The following is a 19,266-nucleotide window of genomic DNA, read 5'->3' on the forward strand; positions in this document are numbered from 1 at the left end:
CGCGCCTGCGCGCCGCTCGGCACCGTCCCAGCGTTCGGCCACATGGACCTGCCGCTGTCGCGGGTTCTGCTGCTGGTCCTGCTGCTGCTCACCAGAGAAGCCCGGGCCGGGGGCGGGCCTCCGCGGAGGCGCGCCTGCGCGCCGCTCGGCACCGTCCCAGCGTTCGGCCACATGGACCTGCCGCTGTCGCGGGTTCTGCTGCTGGTTCTGTTGTTGTTGCTGCTGCTGTTCACCGGAGGAGTCCGGGCCGGGGTCTGGGCCCGGGGCGGCCAGTGGCGTGGCGCCGGTGGGGCGGCCGAACATTCCCGGTCGCTCCCCCTCGGCGAGCTCCGGCGCGAGCACCCAGGTGTCCTTCGAGCCGCCGCCCTGGCTGGAGTTCACCACCAGGCTGCCGCGCGGCAGCGCGACACGGGTCAGCCCGCCGGGCAGCACCCAGATCCGGTTGCCGTCGTTGACGGCGAACGGCCGCAGGTCGATGTGGCGGGGGCCGAGCCGGTCGCCGGACAGCGTGGGCGACGTCGACAGCCGCACCACCCGCTGGGCGATCCAGCCGCGTGGGTCGGCGATGACCTGGGCGCGCAGCGTGGCCAGCTCCTTGTCGGAGGCCTGCGGGCCGATCACGATGCCCTTGCCTCCCGAGCCGTCCACCGGCTTGACCACCAGTTCGTCGAGGTGGTCGAGCACGTACTCGCGCTGGTCGGGCTCCTCGACCCGGTAGGTGTCCACGTTGGGCAGCAGCGGCGCCTCGCCCAGGTAGTACCGGATCAGGTCCGGGACGTAGGTGTACATGAGCTTGTCGTCGGCGACGCCGTTGCCGATCCCGTTGGCGATCGTGACCCGGCCGGCGCGGGCGGCGTTGACGAGCCCGGCGCAGCCGACCACCGAGTCCTGCCGGAACTGCAGCGGGTCGAGCCAGTCATCGTCCACCCGGCGGTAGATGACGTGAACCGGCTGCTCGCCCTCGGTGGTGCGCATCGTCACCCGGTTGTCGCGGACCTGCAGGTCGCGGCCCTCGACCAGCTCCACACCCATCTGCCGCGCGAGCAGGGCGTGCTCGAAGTAGGCGGCGTTGTAGATGCCCGGAGTGAGCACGACGACCGTCGGGTCCGCCACCTCGGGCGGCGCCGCCGCGCGCAGCGCGTGCAGCAGATGGGCGGCGTAGTCGGCGACCGGCCGGACCCGGTGGGTCGCGAACAGCTCCGGGAAGACCCGGGTCATCGCCCGCCGGTTCTCGATGACGTAGCTCACCCCGGACGGCACCCGGACGTTGTCCTCCAGTACCCGGAACTGGCCCTGCTCGTCGCGGATCAGGTCGATGCCGGAGACGTGTACGCGCACCCCGTTGGGTGGGTCGATGCCGTGCGCGGCCCGGTGGAAGTGCGAGCTGGACAGGACCAGCCGGCGCGGCAGGACGCCGTCCTCCAGCACCTCGGCCCGGCTGTAGATGTCGGCAAGGAACGCCTCGAGCGCGCGCACCCGCTGGACGACGCCGCGCTCGATGGTGTCCCACTCCGATCCAGACAGCAGACGGGGCACCAGGTCCAGCGGGAACGGACGTTCCTCCCCGAACAGGATGAACGTGATCCCGGCGTCGCGGAACGCTCGGTCCAACGCCGCCTTCCGGGCCGCCAGGTCGCCGCTCGACAGCGGTCGCAACGCGTCATACAGGGCCGTATAGATCTCCCGGGGAGTGTCGGCAGCCTCGAACACCTCATCCCAAGCGGCGGTGGCCTGCACCTCCGCCGGATACCCCTCGAACAGGTCCGCCACGGCCGCAGCGTAGGACCTTGATGTTTCCACGACATAACCAACCGGCCTTGGCTCGCCGGTGAGCGATCCCACTCCGCCCACCCACCGAGAAGCCATCGTGGACACATCCACGCAACCTGCGTCCAGAGTGGCCCGCGGCGACGGCACCGATACCCCGAGGCCCGGAAACGCCGAGTCCATGAGAGGCTTGGCGGCGATGTCCGAGCTCCCGGGGCCGCCGCCTCATCAGCTCGGCACGGCGCCCGCGCCCGGGTTCCCCGCCGGATCGGCGAAGCTGATCCGGGAGATCCAGGTCGCGCCGCGCGGCGGACACCCCGCGCCCCAGCGCCGCCAGACGCCCGACCCGACCTCCGACGCGAAAGGCCGCCCACACCATGTCGACGACGCTGCTGGTGACCGGTGCCGCCGGGTTCATTGGATCGAACTTCGTGCGTTACTGGCACACGTGGCATCCGGCTGACCGGGTCGTCGCGCTGGACGCGCTCACCTACGCCGGCCTGCGGGAGAACCTCGACGACGTCCTCGACGCCTCGGGCGACGACGACGGACGGGTGACCTTCGTCCACGGCGACATCCGCGACCGCGGCCTCATCGAGTCCCTGCTGCGCGAGCACAAGGTCGACGTCGTGGTCAACTTCGCGGCCGAGTCGCACAACAGCCTGGCGATCCTGCGGCCGGGCGACTTCTTCTCCACCAACGTGATGGGCACCCAGACGCTGCTGGAGGCGGCTCGTACGGTCGGCGTCGGCCGGTTCCACCAGATCTCCACCTGCGAGGTCTACGGCGACATGGACCTCGACGACCCGGGGGCCTTCACCGAGGACTCCCCCTACCTGCCACGCACCCCCTACAACGCGGCGAAGGCCGGCGGTGACCACGCCGTGCGTTCCTACGGCTACACCTACGGCCTGCCGGTGACGATCACGAACTGCTCGAACAACTACGGGCCGTACCAGTTCCCGGAGAAGGTCATCCCGCTGTTTGTCACCAGGGCGCTGCGAGGTGAGCCGCTGCCGCTCTACGCGTCCACGAAGAACCGGCGCGAGTGGCTGCACGTCACCGACCACTGCCGGGCGATCGAGGCGGTGCTGGCGAACGGCAAGGTGGGCGAGACCTACCACGTCGGCAGCGGTGTCGAGGCCGACATCGAGACGATCGCGGACACGATCCTCGCCGAGCTGGGCCTGCCGGACACCCTCAAGACGATCGTCCCGGACCGCCCGTCGCACGACCGCCGCTACCTGCTCGACTCCAGCAGGCTGCGGACCGAGCTCGGCTGGGCACCGCAGATCGACTTCACCGACGGCATGCGTTCCACGATCGCCTGGTACCGCGACAACGAGGCCTGGTGGCAGCCGCTGATCGGCCGCTCCCCCGTCCAGGAGACCGCCTGGAGCGGCGGTCGGCAATAAGGCGGTCGGCTCAAGGTCGCCTAGGGGCGACCATCGCCGCTCCGCCGTTGGGGCGCTGGGCGCCCCAACCAGACCGGTACCGAGCTCGTCCCGGGAGTCTGGGGCAATCCAGGTCCGGGGGCGGGATCGTGGCTGAGTCGGGATCGTGGCTGGGTTTCGTGATCCGAGCGGGCGGGGTTGCGTGGCCGCCGCCTTGGGGCGATCGCGCCCGGGGCGGCAGTCATGGTCGGTGGCTTGGTCGTTGCCACGGCCCGGCTGTCGGCTCGCTACCCGGCGCGACTGACACCGGTTCTTGACGGGATTGCGCACGTCAAGGGCGTGTCGCGGGGGGCTTCGGCCACTAGGCTGCCAGATGTGCCGGAATCTCCCGAACGGTCGTCATGAGAAGGGCGCGCCCGCGGGTACTCGGGTTGGTCCTCGCTGGCGGCAAGGGGACGCGACTCGCGCCGCTGACCGACGATCGGGCCAAGCCCGCGGTTCCCTTCGGCGGGCTCTACCGGCTGATTGACTTCGCGCTGTCGAACCTGGTCAACGCGGGGTTCCTGCGGATCGCCGTGCTGACCCAGTACAAGAGCCACAGCCTCGACCGGCACATCACCACGACGTGGCGGATGAGCAACCTGCTGGGCAACTACATCACCCCCGTGCCGGCGCAGCAGCGCCTCGGGCCACAGTGGTTCTCCGGCAGCGCCGACGCCATCCACCAGTCGCTCAACCTCGTCTACGACGAGACCCCGGACATCGTCGTCGTCTTCGGCGCCGACCATGTGTACCGGATGGACCCACGGCAGATGGTCGAGCAACACATCGAGACCGGCGCGGGGGTGACCGTCGCCGCGCTGCGGGTGCCGCGTTCCGAGGCCACCGGCCTGGGCGTCATCCGGCCGGCCGCCGACGGACGCACGATCGACGAGTTCCTGGAGAAGCCAGCCAACCCGCCCGGTCTGCCAGACAGTCCGGACGAGACGCTGGCGTCGATGGGCAACTACGTCTTCACGACGAAGGTGCTCGTCGATGCCCTGCACGCCGACGCGACGGACCCAGACAGCGTGCACGACATGGGCGGCGACATCATCCCGATGCTCGTCGCCCGAGGCGTGGCCGGTGTCTACGACTTCAGCGCCAACGAGGTGCCGGGCGCCAAGGAGCGCGATCAGGGCTACTGGCGCGACGTCGGCACGATCGATGCCTACTTCGACGCACACATGGACCTGTGCGCGCTCGACCCGGTGTTCAACCTCTACAACCCGGACTGGCCGATCCTCACCAGCGTGCCGTCGCTGCCGCCGGCCAAGTTCGTCCGGGACGCACCGGGACGCACCGGCATGGCGGTCGACAGCATCGTGAGCAATGGGGTGATCGTCTCCGGCGGGCTGCTGCGCCGGTCGGTGCTCTCCCCCGGGGTGCGGGTGAACTCGTGGGCACGGGTCGAGAATGCCGTCGTCATGAACAACACCCTGATCGGACGGCGCGCGGTCGTGCGGGACGCGATCCTCGACAAGAACGTCGTCGTCCCGCCCGGCGCCCAGGTCGGTGTCGACAAGGAACACGACCGGGCGCGTGGGTACACGGTCAGCACCGACGGCGTCACCGTCGTCGGCAAGGGCGTCACCGTCGAATGAGCCTCCTCCGCTGAGCAGGCCCGCTCCATCGTTCCCACGGACACTGGGGCACCTCGACCGCCGGCAGTGCGCTGGGATGACCCAGTGGGGCGGGCCGGTCGCCTCGTCCGGTACCAACCCTCACCAGAAGGATTCGCGGGATGCGCGTCGCGCTGCTGACCAGGGAGTATCCGCCGGGCGTCTACGGCGGTGCGGGCGTTCATGTCGAGTACCTGGCCCGCGAGCTGGCCCGGCTGATCGATCTGACGGTCCACTGCGAGGGCGACCTCAAGGCGGACGACCCAGCCAACGCGCCAGTCGAGGACACCAGCCCGACAGTCCGGCGCCATCGGCCGTGGGCCGCGTTGGACGGCACGAATGACGCCCTTCGTACCTTCTCGATGGACCTGGCCATGGCGGCAGCGGCGACCGTCGACCTGGGCGGTGTCGACCTCGTCCACTCGCACACCTGGTACACCAATCTGGGGGGGCACCTGGCCGCGCTGCTCGCCGGCGTGCCGCACGTGATGACCTCGCACTCGTTGGAGCCGCGCCGGCCGTGGAAGGCCGAGCAGCTGGGCGGCGGCTACCGGCTGTCCTCCTGGGCCGAGAAGACCGCCATCGAGGCCGCGGCCGCGGTCGTGGCCGTGAGCGCCGGCATGAAGGCGGACATTCTGGACGCCTACCCCGAGGTCGACCCGGCGAAGGTGCACGTCATCCGCAACGGGATCGACACCGACGAGTACTCCCCCGACCTGGGCACCGACGTGCTGGAACGTCATGGCGTCGACCCGGATCGCCCGTCCGTGGTCTTCGTGGGCCGGATCACCCGGCAGAAGGGCGTCCCGGTGCTGCTGCGGGCCGCGGCCGAGCTCGACCCGCGCGCCCAGTTGGTGCTGTGCGCCGGCGCCCCGGACACCCCGGAGCTGCTCGCCGAGGTGACCGAGCTGGTCGACGGCCTGCGGGCCCGCCGCGACGGCGTCATCTGGATCTCCGGCATGCTCGAGAAGACCGAGGTCATCCAGTTGCTCTCGCACGCCTCGCTGTTCGCCTGCCCGTCGGTCTACGAGCCGCTGGGCATCGTCAACCTGGAGGCGATGGCCTGCGGCGCCGCCGTCGTCGCCTCCCGCGTCGGCGGCATCCCCGAGGTGGTCGACGAGGGTGTGACCGGCCTTCTCGTCCCCCCGGACGACCCCGCGGCCCTGGCCGGCGCCATGAACGACCTCCTGGCCAGCCCGGCCCGCGCCAGGACCATGGGCGAACGCGGCCGCGCCCGCGCCGTGGACCAGTTCGGCTGGCCCGCCGTGGCCCGCCAGACCGCCGAGCTGTACGAGTCGCTCCTCGCCCGCTAGCCGCGCGTGCCCGCCGGCCACGCGTACCAGGCCCCATACGTACTAGAGCCCAGGCCCTGGTGGGCCTGGGCTCTTTCAACCGCCGGGGGCGATTCCCTCTGTTTGGAGTCTCCCCCCTTACTTTGGGTCTCGTCCTCGACGGCATGAGGTTGATACCTCCTGCGCCGATACCCAAACACAGAGTTACAAGATTTTCTTCTCGCGGACCGGGCCGATCGACCCGCGACTCGGCCGGTAGCCACGGCACGGCTCCCGGCGAGCGCCGGCCCACGGGCGGGCCGGCGCGGTCGGCCGGCGCCACCCGCGTCGCCCGACGCGGGTCAGACGTTGAAGCCGGGTCAGACGTTGAAGCCGAGGGCGCGCAGCTGGTCGCGGCCATCCTCGGTGATCTTGTCGGGGCCCCACGGGGGCATCCAGACCCAGTTGATGACGAGATCCGAGACCAGGGAGTCGGGGCCGTCGACGAGCGCGGTCCGGGCCTGGTCCTCGATCACGTCGGTGAGCGGGCAGGCCGCGGATGTCAGGGTCATGTCGAGCGTCACCACGTGCTCGTCGGAGACGGTGATGCCGTAGACGAGGCCGAGGTCGACGACGTTGATGCCGAGCTCGGGGTCGACGACGTCGCGCATCGCCTCCTCGATGTCGTCGATCGTCGCCTTGTCCACCGGCGGGGCCGTCAGCCGCTGCTGCTCGGAGGGCGCGTCGGCGTCGGCCGGCGCCGACGACGCGGTGACGCTCTCCGGCAGCGCGGCGTCCTCGGTGAGAACGGTGTCGGGGGCGGTGCGGTCGGTCATGCCTGCTTCTCCTGCTCGGGAACGGACCCCTCGGGCGCGGCGCCGCCGCCGGCGGCCGGGCTGTCGACGACCTGCGCGGTGGCGTCCTTCCAGGCCATCCAGCTCAGCAACGCGCACTTGACTCGGGCCGGGTACTTCGACACACCGGCGAACGCGATCGCGTCCTCGAGGACGTCCTCGTCCGGCTCGACTGTGCCCCGGGACTGCATGAGCGCCAGGAACTCGCGCTCCAGCGCCATCGCGTCCCCGATGCTCTTGCCGATGACCAGATCGGTCATCACGCTCGCCGAGGCCTGGCTGATCGAGCAGCCTTCGCCCTCGTACGAGACGTCGGCGACCGTGTCGTCGACGATCTTCACGCGCAGGGTGACCTCGTCGCCACAGGTCGGGTTGACGTGGTGCACCTCGGCGTCGAACGGCTCGCGCAGCCCGCGGTGGTGCGGGTTGCGGTAGTGGTCCAGGATGATCTCCTGGTACATCGAGTCCAGCTTCACGCTCCGAAGAACCTCCACATCGGCGTCATGCTCCGAAGAAACGCCGCACCGCGGCCAGACCTTCCACCAAGGCGTCGATCTCGCCGGTGGTGGTGTACAGGTGGAACGACGCCCGGGTCGTCGCGGGCACGCCGTAGCGCAGGCACACCGGCCGGGCGCAGTGATGGCCGACGCGCACGGCGATGCCCTGCTCGTCGAGGACCTGGCCGACGTCGTGCGGGTGGATCGCCCGCCCGTCCTTGCCGGCCAGCAGGAACGAGATCGCCCCACCGCGGTCGACGGCGTCGGTCGGGCCAATGATCCGCAGCCCGGGCACCTCGGCCAGCCGGCGCAGCGCGTGCTCGGTGAGCGCGTGCTCGTGCGCGGCGACGGCGGCCATCCCGGCCCCGCCCGCGAGCCCCGTCAGGTAGTCGACGGCGGCACCGAGCCCGACCGCCTGGGAAATCATCGGCGTGCCGGCCTCGAAACGGTGTGGCGGCGGGGCGTAGGTACTCGCCTCCATCGTCACCAGTTCGATCATCTCGCCGCCGCCCAGGAACGGCGGCATGACCTCGAGCAGCTCTCGGCGGCCCCACAGCACGCCGATGCCGGTCGGCCCGCACATCTTGTGCCCGGTGAACGCGAAGAAGTCCACGCCGAGCGCGGTCACGTCGACCGGCAGGTGCGGCACGGACTGGGAGCCGTCGACGACGACGAGCGCGCCGACCTCGCGGGCGCGGGCGGCGACCGCCGCGACCGGGTTGACGGTGCCGAGGATGTTCGACTGGTGGACCATCGAGACGACCTTGGTGCGCTCGTTCACGACCTCGTCGAGGTTCGACAGGTCGAGCCGGCCGTCGTCGGTCAGCCCCAGCCAGCGCAGCGTCGCGCCGGTGCGCTGGCACAGCATCTGCCAGGGCACCAGGTTGGAGTGGTGCTCCATCTCGGTGACGACGACCTGGTCTCCGGGGCCGAGCCGGAAACGCTCCGCCTCCGGGCCGTGCGCCGCCGCGTTGCTGAACGCGTAGGCGACCAGGTTGAGCGCCTCGGAGGAGTTCTTGGTGAAGACGACCTCGTGCCGGTCCGGCGCTCCGACGAACGCGGCGACCTTGTCGCGGGCCGCCTCGTAGAGCGCGGTCGCCTCCTCGGCGAGCACGTGGATGCCGCGGTGCACGTTGGCGTTGTGCAGCTCGTAGTACTCGCGCTCGGCGTCGAGCACCGCGCGCGGCTTCTGCGACGTGGCCGCGCTGTCGAGGTAGACGAGCGGCTTGTCCCCGTGGACCATCCTGTCGAGGATGGGAAAGTCCTTGCGGACCAGCTCGACGTCCAGCTCGGGGACGCCCGCCAGATCGGTCATGCGCCCGCTCCCACCTTCACGTACTTGTCGTAGCCGGACTCTTCGAGGGTCGCCGCGAGCTCGGACCCGCCCTCGTCGACGATCTTCCCGCCCGCCATGACGTGCACGAACTCCGGCTGCACGTAGCGCAGGATCCGGGTGTAGTGGGTGATCAGCAGGGTGCCGGTCTCACCGGTCTCGCGGACCGCGTTGATCCCGGCGGAGACGACCCGCAGCGCGTCGACGTCGAGGCCCGAGTCGGTCTCGTCAAGGATCGCGATCTTCGGCTTGAGCAGCATCATCTGCAGGATCTCGTGACGCTTCTTCTCACCGCCCGAGAAGCCCTCGTTGACGCCACGCTCGGCGAACGCCTGGTCCATCTCGAGGAAGCCCATCGTCTCCTTGACCTCCTTGACCCACAGCCGCAGCTTCGGGGCCTCGCCGCGGACGGCCGTGGCGGAGGTACGCAGGAAGTTGGAGACGGAGACGCCGGGCACCTCGACCGGGTACTGCATGGCCAGGAAGATGCCGGCCCGGGCCCGCGTGTCGACGCCCATCGCGAGCACGTCCGCGCCGTCCAGCGTGATCGAGCCCTCGGTCACCGTGTACTTCGGGTGACCGGCGATCGCATAGGACAGCGTCGACTTGCCGGAGCCGTTCGGCCCCATGATCGCGTGCGTCTCACCCTTGCGGACGGTCAGGTTGACGCCTCGCAGGATCTCGCGCGGCCCCTCCCCGTCAGTCTCCACCGAGACGTGCAGGTTACGGATCTCCAAGGTCGACACTGGTCTAGGTCCTCACTTAAGGCTCGCGGCGGCCGGGCCAAAGGAGGTGCGAAAATGCTCCTCCTTCGCGCCTCCGGCGGCCTTATCTGGGTTGACGTCGACGTAGACGTCGCCGCCCTCGATGGTCACGGGGTAGATGGGCACCGGGTCGGTGGCCGGGAGGCAGGTCGGCTTGCCGCTCTCCAGGTCGAACTGGGAGCCGTGCAGCCAGCACTCGATCTTCCCGTCCTCCACGTCGCCGTCCGACAGCCGGACGTCCTGGTGCGAGCACTCGTCCCGGATCGCGAACACCCGCCCGCCGGAACGCACCACACATACCGGCGTCGGCTCGTCCTCGCCCTCGACGTCCAGCTCGACGCCCAGCGCCGCCTCCTCGGCGACGTCGTCGAGTGCGCAGGCCCGCACTCGGCCCGACGAGACATCGCCCTCCAGCCTGCTCATGCGCCCACCGCTGACAGCTCCGCGTCGACGGCCGCCATCACCCGGTCGCGCAGCGCCGGCACGTCGATCCGGTCCAGCACCTCACCGAAGAAGCCGCGTACGACCAGCCGGCGGGCCTCGCCGGCCGGGATGCCCCGGGCCATCAGGTAGAACAGCACCTCGTCGTCGAACCGGCCGGTGGCGCTGGCGTGGCCCGCGCCGGCGACCTCGCCGGTCAGGATCTCCAGGTTCGGCACCGAGTCGGCCCGCGCCCCGTCGGTGAGCACCAGGTTGCGGTTGATCTCGTAGGTGTCGGTGCCGACGGCGTCCGCGCCGATCAGGACGTCGCCGATCCACACCGAGTGCGCGTCGGCGCCCTGGAGCGCGCCCTTGTAGGTCACCCGGCTGCGGCAGTTCCGCTCCAGGTGGGTGACCAGCAGCCGGTGCTCCTGGTGCTGGCCGGCGTCGGTGAAGAACAGGCCGGCGAGCTCCGCGTCCCCGCCCGGGCCGCGGTAGTCGACCGTCGGGTTGATCCGGACGAGGTGGCCCCCCAGCGTGAGGTGGGTGGCCCGCAGCTTCGCGTCCCGGCCGACCGAGAAGGCGTGCGCCCCGGCGTGCACCGCGTCGTCGTCCCAGTCCTGCAGCGAGACGAACGTGACGGACGCGCCGTGGCCGACGTGCACCTCGACGTTGCCGGCGTACTTCGCCGTGCCGGTGTGGTCGAGCACGACGGTCGCGCGGGCGAACGGGCCGACCTCGACCACCAGGTGGCTGTAGCAGACCCCGCCCTCGCCCCGCAGCGCCGCCACGATCGGCTCGGTCAGCTCCGTCTCGCCCGGGACGGTGACGGCGACGGCGCCGCCGGCCCGCACGGTCGCGAACGCGGCTACCCGGTCGACCGGGGTGAGTACCCGGCCGACGCGCGGGTCGTCCGCGTCCACGAACTCGACCTCGACGCCCTCCGGCGCCGCGACCGAAATGTCGATCTTCCCGTCGGGCTCCTGGCCGGCGATCAGCGGCTTGAGCGGGCGCAGCGGGGTGAACCGCCAGGCTTCCTCGCGGCCGGTCGGGACGGGGTGTGCCTCGGGGTCACGGGACCGGACCGGGGCGGCCGGGGCCGCCGCCGCCGGCGGACGACCGGTGGCGTCGATGACCGCCATGTCAGCCGACAGCCCCTTCCATCTGAAGCTCGATCAGCCGGTTGAGCTCGAGGGCGTACTCCATCGGCAGCTCCCGGGCGATCGGCTCGACGAAACCGCGCACGATCATCGCCATCGCCTCGTCCTCGGCCATGCCCCGGCTCATCAGGTAGAAGAGCTGGTCCTCGCCGACCTTGGAGACGCTCGCCTCGTGGCCGATCGACGCGTCGTCCTCACGGACGTCGACGTACGGGTAGGTGTCGGAGCGGCTGATCGTGTCGACGAGCAGGGCGTCGCACCTGACGGTCGACTTCGACTGGTGCGCGCCCTCGTGGATCTGGACGAGGCCCCGGTACGAGGTCCGGCCGCCGCCGCGGGCCACCGACTTCGAGATGATCTGTGACGAGGTGCGCGGCGCCGCGTGCACCATCTTGGCGCCCGCGTCCTGGTGCTGGCCCTCGCCGGCGAACGCGATCGAGAGGACCTCGCCGCGGGCGTGCTCGCCGAGCAGCCACACCGCCGGGTACTTCATCGTCACCTTGGAGCCGATGTTGCCGTCGATCCACTCCATCGTGCCGCCCTCCTGGCAGGCGGCCCGCTTGGTGACCAGGTTGTAGACGTTGTTCGACCAGTTCTGGATCGTCGTGTAGCGGCAGCGCGCGTTCTTCTTGACGACGATCTCGACGACCGCGGAGTGCAGGGAGTCCGACGAGTACACCGGCGCGGTGCAGCCCTCGACGTAGTGCACGTAGGCACCCTCGTCGACGATGATCAGCGTCCGCTCGAACTGGCCCATGTTCTCGGTGTTGATCCGGAAGTAGGCCTGCAGCGGGATCTCGACGTGCACGCCCGGCGGCACGTAGATGAACGACCCGCCGGACCAGACCGCCGTGTTGAGCGCGGCGAACTTGTTGTCACCGACCGGGATCACGGAGCCGAAGTACTCCTTGAAGATCTCCGGGTGCTCGCGCAGGCCGGTGTCGGTGTCGAGGAAGATGACGCCCTGCTCCTCGAGGTCCTCGCGAATCTTGTGGTAGACGACCTCGGACTCGTACTGGGCCGCGACGCCGGCGATGAGGCGCTGCTTCTCCGCCTCGGGGATGCCGAGCTTGTCGTAGGTGTCCTTGATGTCCTGGGGCAGGTCGTCCCAGCTCTCCGCCTGCTTCTCGGTGGAGCGGACGAAGTACTTGATGTTGTCGAAATGGATGCCGGACAGGTCCGCGCCCCAGGTGGGCATCGGCTTGCGCTCGAACAGCTTCAGGCCCTTGAGCCGCAGGTCGGTCATCCAGCTCGGCTCGGACTTCTTGGCGGAGATGCCGCGCACGACCGCCTCGGACAGACCGCGCTCGACGTCGGCGGCGTAGGCGTCGGCGTCGGCCCAGCCGAACCGGTACGAGCCAAGGCCTTCCAGGGCGGTCTCGGCAGAGGTGGTCGTCATGTAGAAGGACCTTCCGTTGTGATCCTCACCGGGACGACGGCCCCGGTTCCCTTGGCGCTACACGGTGCGGCGGCCGGTTCGAAGGACGCTTGCGCGTCCCTCGCCGCTCCCGGACCTCCCAGATCGGCTCCGCCGATCCGGGAGGGACCCCGGGCGGGGGGGGGGGGGGGCCCCCCCCCCCCCGCGCCCCCCCCCGCGGGGGGGGGGGGGGGGGGGGCGGGGCGGGGGGGGGGGGGGGGGGGCCCCCCCCACCGACCTGGTACCGGCCCGATCTGGAGGATCAGGGCTGGTACCGGTCACAGGGTGGGCTCTTGTGTCAGTCGCTACGTCTGTTGCGTCCGTCACTACGTCTGTGTCAGTCACCGCGTCCGTGATGCCGTCCGCTTTGGCTGGGACGTGCGTCGTGCATACGCCGTCGCCGTGGGCGATCGTGGCGAGCCGCACCACGTGGGTGTGCAGTAACCGGGACAGCGCCGCCGTCTCCGCCTCGCACAGCGCGGGGAAACGCTCGGCCACATGCTGCACCGGGCAGTGGTGCTGGCAGATCTGGGTCCCGCTGGGCACCTCGGAGACGCTGGCGGTGTAGCCGGCGGCGGTCATCGCCGCGGCGAGCGCCGCCGGGCGCTGGTCCGCGGACACGCCGTTGACCGCCCCGGCAAGCCGGATCTCCAGCTCCCGGCCGCGGCTCTCGGCGAACCGGGTGACCGCGTCGGAACCGGCGACCTCGTCGAGGAAGTGCAGGGCGCCGACGGCCAGGTCGGAGTAGGCGGTAGGGCCGGCCTCCTCGTGCCCCGCGTCGGTCAGCCGGTAGTGCCGGGCCGGACGCCCCCGGCCCCGCGGGCCGCGGGTGTGGACCGAGGTGGGGGCGATGATGCCATCACTGACCATCGCGTCCAGGTGACGGCGCACCGCCGCAGGCGAGAGCTCCAGCCGCCGGGCAAGCTCCGCGGCGGTCGCCGGCCCCCCCTCCAGCAGGATGCGCACGACCCGGTCACGGGTGCGGCCGTCGCTGCCCGCGGACACCGTGTCCGCCGACAGCTCGCCACCCCGGGCCGAGTCAGGATCCCGCGTGGATTTCACAACACCAGTGTGCCCTATTTACTGGCGAGCGTCGAACCAGGCCAGCGCGGTGGGATCAACGCCACGGACGTCCCGGGGTCTCGCCCGGCCCACGGCCGAGCCCGCCCCGCGGGGCCGGAGAGTGGTACCGGTAACAACGCCCGGAAAGCGACGGTGCACACTTGCGCAATGGGGATGCGACAGACCGTGCGGCCCTGGCCCGCCAGACGCGGACTGGTGGCCGCCGTCACCCTACTGGGCGCCGCGGCGATGTTCCTGGTCGGCTGTGGCGGCGGCGCGGAGGGCAACGGCCTCGCGTCGGCGCCGGCCGCCGAGATCGGCGGCCGGACCCTGGATTCCTTCCGGGCCGTCGACAACGTCCGGGTGACCGCCCGGCTGTCCAGCGGGAGCGTCGAGAACGCCGACACCAGCTGGGACCTGCGGATCGCGGGCCAGACCACGAGCGGGACCTTCACGATCAGCGGCCACAAGATCGAGGTCATCAAGATCGAGGCCGACACCTACATCCGGGCCGGTGTCGGCTACTACGCCGAGATCGGCGAGAGCGACGCCGCCGATCTGCTCGCCGACCGCTGGGTGCGGCTCACGGAGCGACAGGCCGACCAGTACCGCTTCCTCACCGTCGACGGCATCGCCCTGTCCATCGAGGGCTACCTCACCAACCTCGACGGCGCGGTCAGCAAGACGACACTCGACGGCCGGGACGCCGTCCGGGTGGAGGACCGCGACGGCGTCACCCTCTACGCCGCCACCACCGGTGACCCGGTGCCGCTGAGGATCGATCTCGTCGGTCAGGAGAACGGCCGGCTCGAGTTCCTCGAGTACGGCGCCGCCGCCGTCGCCACCGCCCCCGCCGACCCGGTCGACCTCGCCGGCATCGGCTAGGCGCCGGCGGCCGGGCGCGCCGCTTCCCTGGGCCGGTGGCCGCGCTCGTCCCCCGCCGGTCGGGCTCGTCCCCGCCGATGGCCGCGTTCTCGCGGGTTCGCGGCCGGGCCGGATGCGCCGATCATGTCCTGGCGGATCCGGCGGGGGCGCGCGATAACATCCGTCGGTGCCCGCGCGCGTGGTGGTCGCCGTCGACCAGGGAACGACCGGCACGACGGTGTGCGTGCTCGACCGGGACGCCCGGGTCGTCGGCCGGGCCCAGACCGAGGTCGCGGTCTCCTATCCCCGCCCCGGCTGGGTCGAGCAGGATCCCGAACAGCTCTGGCGCGGCGTCGTGGACACGGCCGCCGCCGCGCTCGCCGAGGCCGGCCGCGGCCCGGGCGACATCGCCGCCCTCGGCATCACCAACCAGCGCGAGACCACCGTCCTGTGGGAGCGGCGCACCGGCCGGCCCGTCCACCCGGCGGTCGTCTGGCAGGACCGGCGCACGGCCGGCGCGTGCGAGAAGCTCGCCGCCGCCGGGCACGGCCCGGCCGTCGCCGAGCGCACCGGGCTGGTGCTCGACCCGTACTTCTCCGGCACCAAGATCGCCTGGATCCTGGACGCCGACCCGGAGCTGCGGCGCCGGGCCGGGCGAGGCGAGCTCGCGTTCGGCACCGTCGACAGCTGGCTGATCTGGCGGCTCACCGGCGGGCGGACACATGTCACCGACATCACGAACGCCTCCCGCACCATGCTGCTCGACCTGGAGACGGCGGCCTGGTCGGCACCGATGACCGAGCTGCTCGGCGTCCCGCCGGAGCTGCTGCCCGAGGTGCGGCCGAGCTCCGAGGTCTACGCCGAGACCGACCCCGCCGCCTTCCTGGGGGTGGCGGTGCCGGTCGCGGCCGCGGTCGGCGACCAGCAGGCGGCGCTGTTCGCCCAGGCCTGCCTGGAGCCGGGACAGGCCAAGAACACCTATGGCACCGGCTCGTTCGTGCTGCTCAACACGGGCCCGACCTCACCCCCCCGAACGGACGGCACGCTGCTGCGCACCGCCGCGTTCCAGCTGGCCGGGGAACCGGCGCACTACGCCCTCGAGGGGGCGGTGCTCGCGACCGGCTCGGCCGTGCAGTGGCTGCGCGACGGGCTGGGCGTGATCTCGTCGGCCGCCGAGACGGCCGAGCTCGCCGCCTCGCTGAGCGGCAACGACGGCGTCTACTTCGTCCCGGCGCTGGCCGGGCTCGGCGCGCCGCACTGGGATGCGCGTGCCCGCGGCACGCTGGTCGGGCTGACCCGCGGCACCGGGCGGGCGCACCTGGCCCGCGCGGTGCTGGAGTCGATCGCCTACCGCACCCGCGACGTGACCGAGGCGATGGCGGCCGCCGGCACGCCCGTCACCGAGCTGCGCGCCGACGGCGGAGCCGCCGCCAACGCGTGGTTGATGCAGTTCCAGGCCGACATCCTCGGCGTCCCGGTGGACGTGCCGGACAATCTGGAGACGACGGCGCTCGGCTCGGGTTACCTTGCCGGACTCGCCACCGGGTTCTTCGCCGACCGCTCCGCGCTCGCCACACTGCGCCGCACCGCCGTCCGCTACGAGCCTCGGCTCGCCGAGGCCCACCGTGACCGGCTCTACGCCGACTGGCTGCGCGCCCTGGACCGCTCCCGCGACTGGGCCCGCGACTGAAGCCTCCTTCCTCCTTCCAGATCGGACCCGGTCCGCGGGCGGCCGCGGTACTCGCCGCGCGGGAGCTGGGGTGACCTCGGGCGTTGGTCACGCGGTTTCGCGAAAGGCCCGCTCCACCCTGCCCAGAGGGGCCATCCGGCACCGGGGAAGACTCCGTCCTGCCCAGAGGGGCCATCCGGCACCGGGGAAGGCTCCGTGCCCCGGCAGGCGTTCCGATCACGGGGACACGGGTGGACCACGGAATCGCCAGGACCAAAATCAGCGAATCTACTGTCTGCGGAGCCGATCCCTGACACGCTGTCACGGGGGCGCGGCTGGCGTTCCCGCTCGCCCCTGACCCCCGGACGGAGACCGTGACGGACGCTGACTACGCCGTCGAGCTTGGCCGCCGCCTGCGCGCGGTCCGCAACCGGCGTGGCATGTCGCTGCTCGACGTGCAGGAGATCACCGACGGCCGGTGGACCGCCGGCACGCTCGGCGCCTACGAACGCGGCAGCCGCGTGATGCGGGTGCACCGGCTCGTCGAGCTGGCCGAGCTCTACGACGTGCCGGCGACCCTGCTCGTCCCGCCGACCACCGAGCGACGCGACGTCGAAGGCCTGCCTCCCCTGATCATCGATCTGCGCCGGCTGCGCAAGCTGCCGCCGACCCGCACCGGCCCGCTGCGGCGCTGGATCGCGATCGTGCAGGTGCTGCGCTCGGAAAGCTCCCGCGACGTGCTGCGGCTGCGCCGCTCCGACCTCACCTCGCTGTCCCGGCTGTACTCGACCACCCCCGAGCTGCTCTACGAGCGTCTCGGCGCCTGGGGCGCGCTCGTCGAGCCGGCCCCGACGAGCGCGCCGGACGGCGGCGGCCTTGGGAACGGGCTCCGACGGCCCGGCGGCTCCGACCGGCCGCGCGGCGGTGGCCCGACGTCCCCGTCCCGCCAGGGCCCGCGGCGCCACTGACCGCGTCGCTGACGACGACCCGACCAGCGGCGAGGGCGGCGTGGCCGCGGGCGTCGACACCGCGACGCTCTGCTGAAGGCCGCCGGGCCGTCGACGCTCCCCCCAGCGATCCCTGGCCGCCGCGCTCCCCGGGCCGCCGCCGGTTGGCGGCGTCTCCGTGTCGCCCGCCTCACTCACGGTTCGACACGGATCACGCGCCTCGGGACCGGCGGGCGGTTGGCCCGTCCGTAGGATCGGCGCGTGGCGGAGATCCTGGCGGTCGAGGTCGTCGACCTCGTCAAGGCGTACGGACCCAACCGCGCGGTGAACGGGCTGTCGTTCACCGTCCCGGCCGGGTCGGTCACCGCCCTGCTGGGGCCGAACGGGGCGGGCAAGACGACCACCGTCGAGATCTGCGAGGGCTTCCGGCGGGCCGACGCCGGCACGGTGCTGGTGCTGGGCCGCGACCCCGTCGCCGACGCGGCGGCGCTGCGGCCACGGGTCGGGGTGATGCTGCAGTCCGGCGGGATGTACCCAGGGGCCCGGGCCGGTGAGATGCTGCGGCTGGTGGCCGCGCACCACGCGCACCCGCTGGATCCGGACACGCTGCTGGAACGGGTGGGGCTCGACGGCACCGCCGCGCGCACTCCGTTTCGCCGGCTGTCCGGCGGCCAGAAGCAGCTGCTTTCGCTGGCGATGGCCATCGTCGGCCGCCCCGAGCTGGTGTTCCTGGACGAGCCGACCGCGGGCCTGGACGTGCGTGCCCGGCACGCGACCTGGGACCTCGTCGAGGAGCTGCGCGCCGCCGGCGTGACGGTGGTGCTCACCACGCATGCCATGGACGAGGCGGAGCGGCTCGCCGACCAGGTGGTGATCGTCGACCGGGGCGCGGTGGTCGCCGCGGGCACCCCGGCTGAGCTGACCAGGGGCGGCGCCGACGGCGAGCTGCGTTTCCGGGCGCCGTCCGGGCTCGACCTCGACCAGCTCCTGGCGGCGCTGCCCGACGGCTCGCGGGCGTCCGAGCGCGCCGGCGGGCACTACATCGTGCGCGGCACGGTCGACCCCGCGTTCCTGGCCGCGGTGACGGCGTGGTGCGCGGGCAACGGCGTGCTGCCGACCGACCTGCGGGTCGAGCAGCGCAGCCTGGAGGACGTCTTCGTGGACCTGACCGGATCGGAGCTCGCGCCATGACGGCGTCCCCCGCCCCGCTGGACCTGCGGCCGGCGCCGGGGGCGTCCCCATGGGCCCGGATGCTCGGCGCGCAGACCCGGATGGAGCTGGCCCTCAACCTGCGGCACGGCGAGTCCGTGCTGCTCACCCTGATCATCCCTGTCGGGCTGCTGGTGTTCTTCTCCGCGGTCGACGTGCTGCCCGCCGACGGCCGGGACGCCGTGGACTTCCTCGTTCCCGGCGTGCTGGCGCTGGCCGTGATGTCGAGCGCGTTCACCGGCCAGGCGATCGCCACGGGGTTCGAGCGCCGCTACGGGGTGCTCAAGCGGCTTGGGGCCACGCCGCTGCCCCGCTGGGTGCTGCTCGCCGGCAAGACGCTGGCGGTGCTGGCCATCGAGGTGGTCCAGGCGTTGCTACTGGTCGGGATCGGGCTGGCACTCGGCTGGGACGCGCGGCTGCCCGGCGCCGCCGCCGGGGTCGGCTGGCTGGCTCTGCTGCTGGTGCTCGGCACGACGGCGTTCTCCGGGCTGGGCCTGCTGATGGCCGGCACCCTGCGCGCCGAGGCGACGCTCGCCGCCGCCAACGGCGTCTACCTGCTGTTGCTGCTGGTCGGCGGGGTGGTGTTCCCGCTGTCGGAGCTTCCCGGCTGGCTGCGCGCCGTCGCGGAGGTCCTGCCGACGGCGGCGCTGTCCGACGGCCTGCGGGCCGTGCTCACGGACGCCGCCGCCCCCGGGGCCGGCTCGCTCGTCGTGCTGGTGTGCTGGGCGGTCGGGGCGGTGGCCCTGGCCGCGCGCACCTTCCGCTGGGAGTAACGGAGGGAGAAGGAGGCCCCAGCCAGACACCGCGGCTGTACCCGCCCACTCCCGGACGGAGCAAACCAGCAAGACACATGACGCTGGACAAGACACCTAACGCTGGAACTGTGCCCGAAGGCGCGGAGGCGCACCTCCGCGGAGGCCCTCCTTGCGAGCGAAGCGAGGCAAGGGGGGCCGCAGCGGAGGTCGCCGGAGCGCACG

The 19,266-nt window shown here is 72.0% G+C and carries 17 protein-coding genes; 8 read left to right on the forward strand and 9 right to left on the reverse strand.

What is annotated here, in order from left to right:
• Positions 1-1,770 (reverse strand): circularly permuted type 2 ATP-grasp protein (locus I6A81_RS00815; protein ID WP_307874381.1); only part of this gene is annotated, 1,770 nt, incomplete at its 3' end.
• A 374-nt stretch (positions 1,771-2,144) separates the two neighbouring features.
• Here I6A81_RS00815 and rfbB point away from each other — a divergent pair.
• The 3 genes from rfbB to glgA all read left to right on the forward strand — a co-directional run bounded on the left by rfbB (position 2,145) and on the right by glgA (position 6,135).
• A complete protein-coding gene (rfbB, locus tag I6A81_RS00820; RefSeq protein WP_203005743.1) occupies positions 2,145-3,182 on the forward strand; it encodes a dTDP-glucose 4,6-dehydratase in 1,038 nt (345 codons plus the stop codon).
• Between the two features lie 380 nt (positions 3,183-3,562).
• Complete coding sequence (gene glgC, locus I6A81_RS00825) at positions 3,563-4,804, forward strand: glucose-1-phosphate adenylyltransferase (RefSeq protein ID WP_203005744.1); 1,242 nt, start codon at positions 3,563-3,565, stop codon at positions 4,802-4,804.
• Positions 4,805-4,944: 140 nt separating this feature from the next.
• Positions 4,945-6,135 (forward strand): glycogen synthase, encoded by a 1,191-nt coding sequence (gene glgA, locus I6A81_RS00830; protein WP_203005745.1) that lies wholly within the window; start codon positions 4,945-4,947, stop codon positions 6,133-6,135.
• Between the two features lie 338 nt (positions 6,136-6,473).
• Here the strand turns inward: glgA and I6A81_RS00835 are convergent, their stop codons facing one another.
• From I6A81_RS00835 to I6A81_RS45370, 8 genes are read right to left on the reverse strand one after another with little or no spacing between them, the layout of a single operon-like run.
• A complete protein-coding gene (locus tag I6A81_RS00835) occupies positions 6,474-6,929 on the reverse strand; it encodes a metal-sulfur cluster assembly factor (protein WP_203005746.1) in 456 nt (151 codons plus the stop codon).
• Entirely contained in the window at positions 6,926-7,423 is a 498-nt protein-coding gene (gene sufU / locus I6A81_RS00840; RefSeq protein WP_203005747.1) for a Fe-S cluster assembly sulfur transfer protein SufU, read from the reverse strand. The genes I6A81_RS00835 and sufU overlap by 4 nt, the downstream gene beginning before the upstream one ends.
• 25 nt (positions 7,424-7,448) lie before the next feature.
• The gene (locus I6A81_RS00845; protein ID WP_203005748.1) at positions 7,449-8,759 is read right to left on the reverse strand and encodes a cysteine desulfurase; all 1,311 of its coding nucleotides are present in this window, start codon (positions 8,757-8,759) and stop codon (positions 7,449-7,451) included.
• Entirely contained in the window at positions 8,756-9,523 is a 768-nt protein-coding gene (sufC, locus tag I6A81_RS00850) for a Fe-S cluster assembly ATPase SufC (protein ID WP_203005749.1), read from the reverse strand. Before sufC ends, I6A81_RS00845 begins: the two co-directional genes overlap by 4 nt.
• Positions 9,524-9,535: 12 nt before the next feature.
• Positions 9,536-9,964 carry a non-heme iron oxygenase ferredoxin subunit gene (locus I6A81_RS00855; protein ID WP_203005750.1) on the reverse strand — a complete coding sequence of 143 codons (429 nt, stop codon included), beginning with the start codon at positions 9,962-9,964 and terminating at the stop codon, positions 9,536-9,538.
• On the reverse strand, positions 9,961-11,103 hold the full coding sequence (gene sufD / locus I6A81_RS00860; RefSeq protein WP_203005751.1) for a Fe-S cluster assembly protein SufD: 1,143 nt from the start codon (positions 11,101-11,103) through the stop codon (positions 9,961-9,963). The genes I6A81_RS00855 and sufD overlap by 4 nt, the downstream gene beginning before the upstream one ends.
• 1 nt (position 11,104) lies before the next feature.
• Positions 11,105-12,520: a Fe-S cluster assembly protein SufB gene (gene sufB, locus I6A81_RS00865; protein ID WP_203005752.1), complete on the reverse strand. Its 1,416-nt coding sequence runs from the start codon at positions 12,518-12,520 to the stop codon at positions 11,105-11,107.
• A gap of 57 nt (positions 12,521-12,577) precedes the next feature.
• Positions 12,578-13,600, reverse strand: a complete 1,023-nt coding sequence (locus tag I6A81_RS45370) for a helix-turn-helix transcriptional regulator (RefSeq protein ID WP_307874382.1) — start codon at positions 13,598-13,600, stop codon at positions 12,578-12,580.
• A 168-nt stretch (positions 13,601-13,768) separates the two neighbouring features.
• Here I6A81_RS45370 and I6A81_RS00875 point away from each other — a divergent pair, with 168 nt between their 5' ends.
• From I6A81_RS00875 to I6A81_RS00895, 5 genes are all read left to right on the forward strand, one after another.
• Positions 13,769-14,485, forward strand: coding sequence for a hypothetical protein (locus I6A81_RS00875; protein WP_203006489.1), 717 nt, complete (start codon positions 13,769-13,771; stop codon positions 14,483-14,485).
• A 166-nt stretch (positions 14,486-14,651) separates the two neighbouring features.
• Complete coding sequence (gene glpK, locus I6A81_RS00880) at positions 14,652-16,154, forward strand: glycerol kinase GlpK (RefSeq protein WP_307874383.1); 1,503 nt, start codon at positions 14,652-14,654, stop codon at positions 16,152-16,154.
• A gap of 353 nt (positions 16,155-16,507) precedes the next feature.
• Positions 16,508-17,101: a helix-turn-helix domain-containing protein gene (locus tag I6A81_RS00885; protein WP_203006490.1), complete on the forward strand. Its 594-nt coding sequence runs from the start codon at positions 16,508-16,510 to the stop codon at positions 17,099-17,101.
• A 240-nt stretch (positions 17,102-17,341) separates the two neighbouring features.
• A complete protein-coding gene (locus I6A81_RS00890) occupies positions 17,342-18,271 on the forward strand; it encodes an ABC transporter ATP-binding protein (RefSeq protein ID WP_203006491.1) in 930 nt (309 codons plus the stop codon).
• Entirely contained in the window at positions 18,268-19,062 is a 795-nt protein-coding gene (locus tag I6A81_RS00895; RefSeq protein ID WP_203006492.1) for an ABC transporter permease, read from the forward strand. Before I6A81_RS00890 ends, I6A81_RS00895 begins: the two co-directional genes overlap by 4 nt.
• Positions 19,063-19,266 lie beyond the last annotated feature (204 nt).

It is taken from the genome of Frankia nepalensis (genome assembly GCF_016786325.1).
Taxonomy (GTDB): domain Bacteria; phylum Actinomycetota; class Actinomycetes; order Frankiales; family Frankiaceae; genus Pseudofrankia; species Pseudofrankia nepalensis.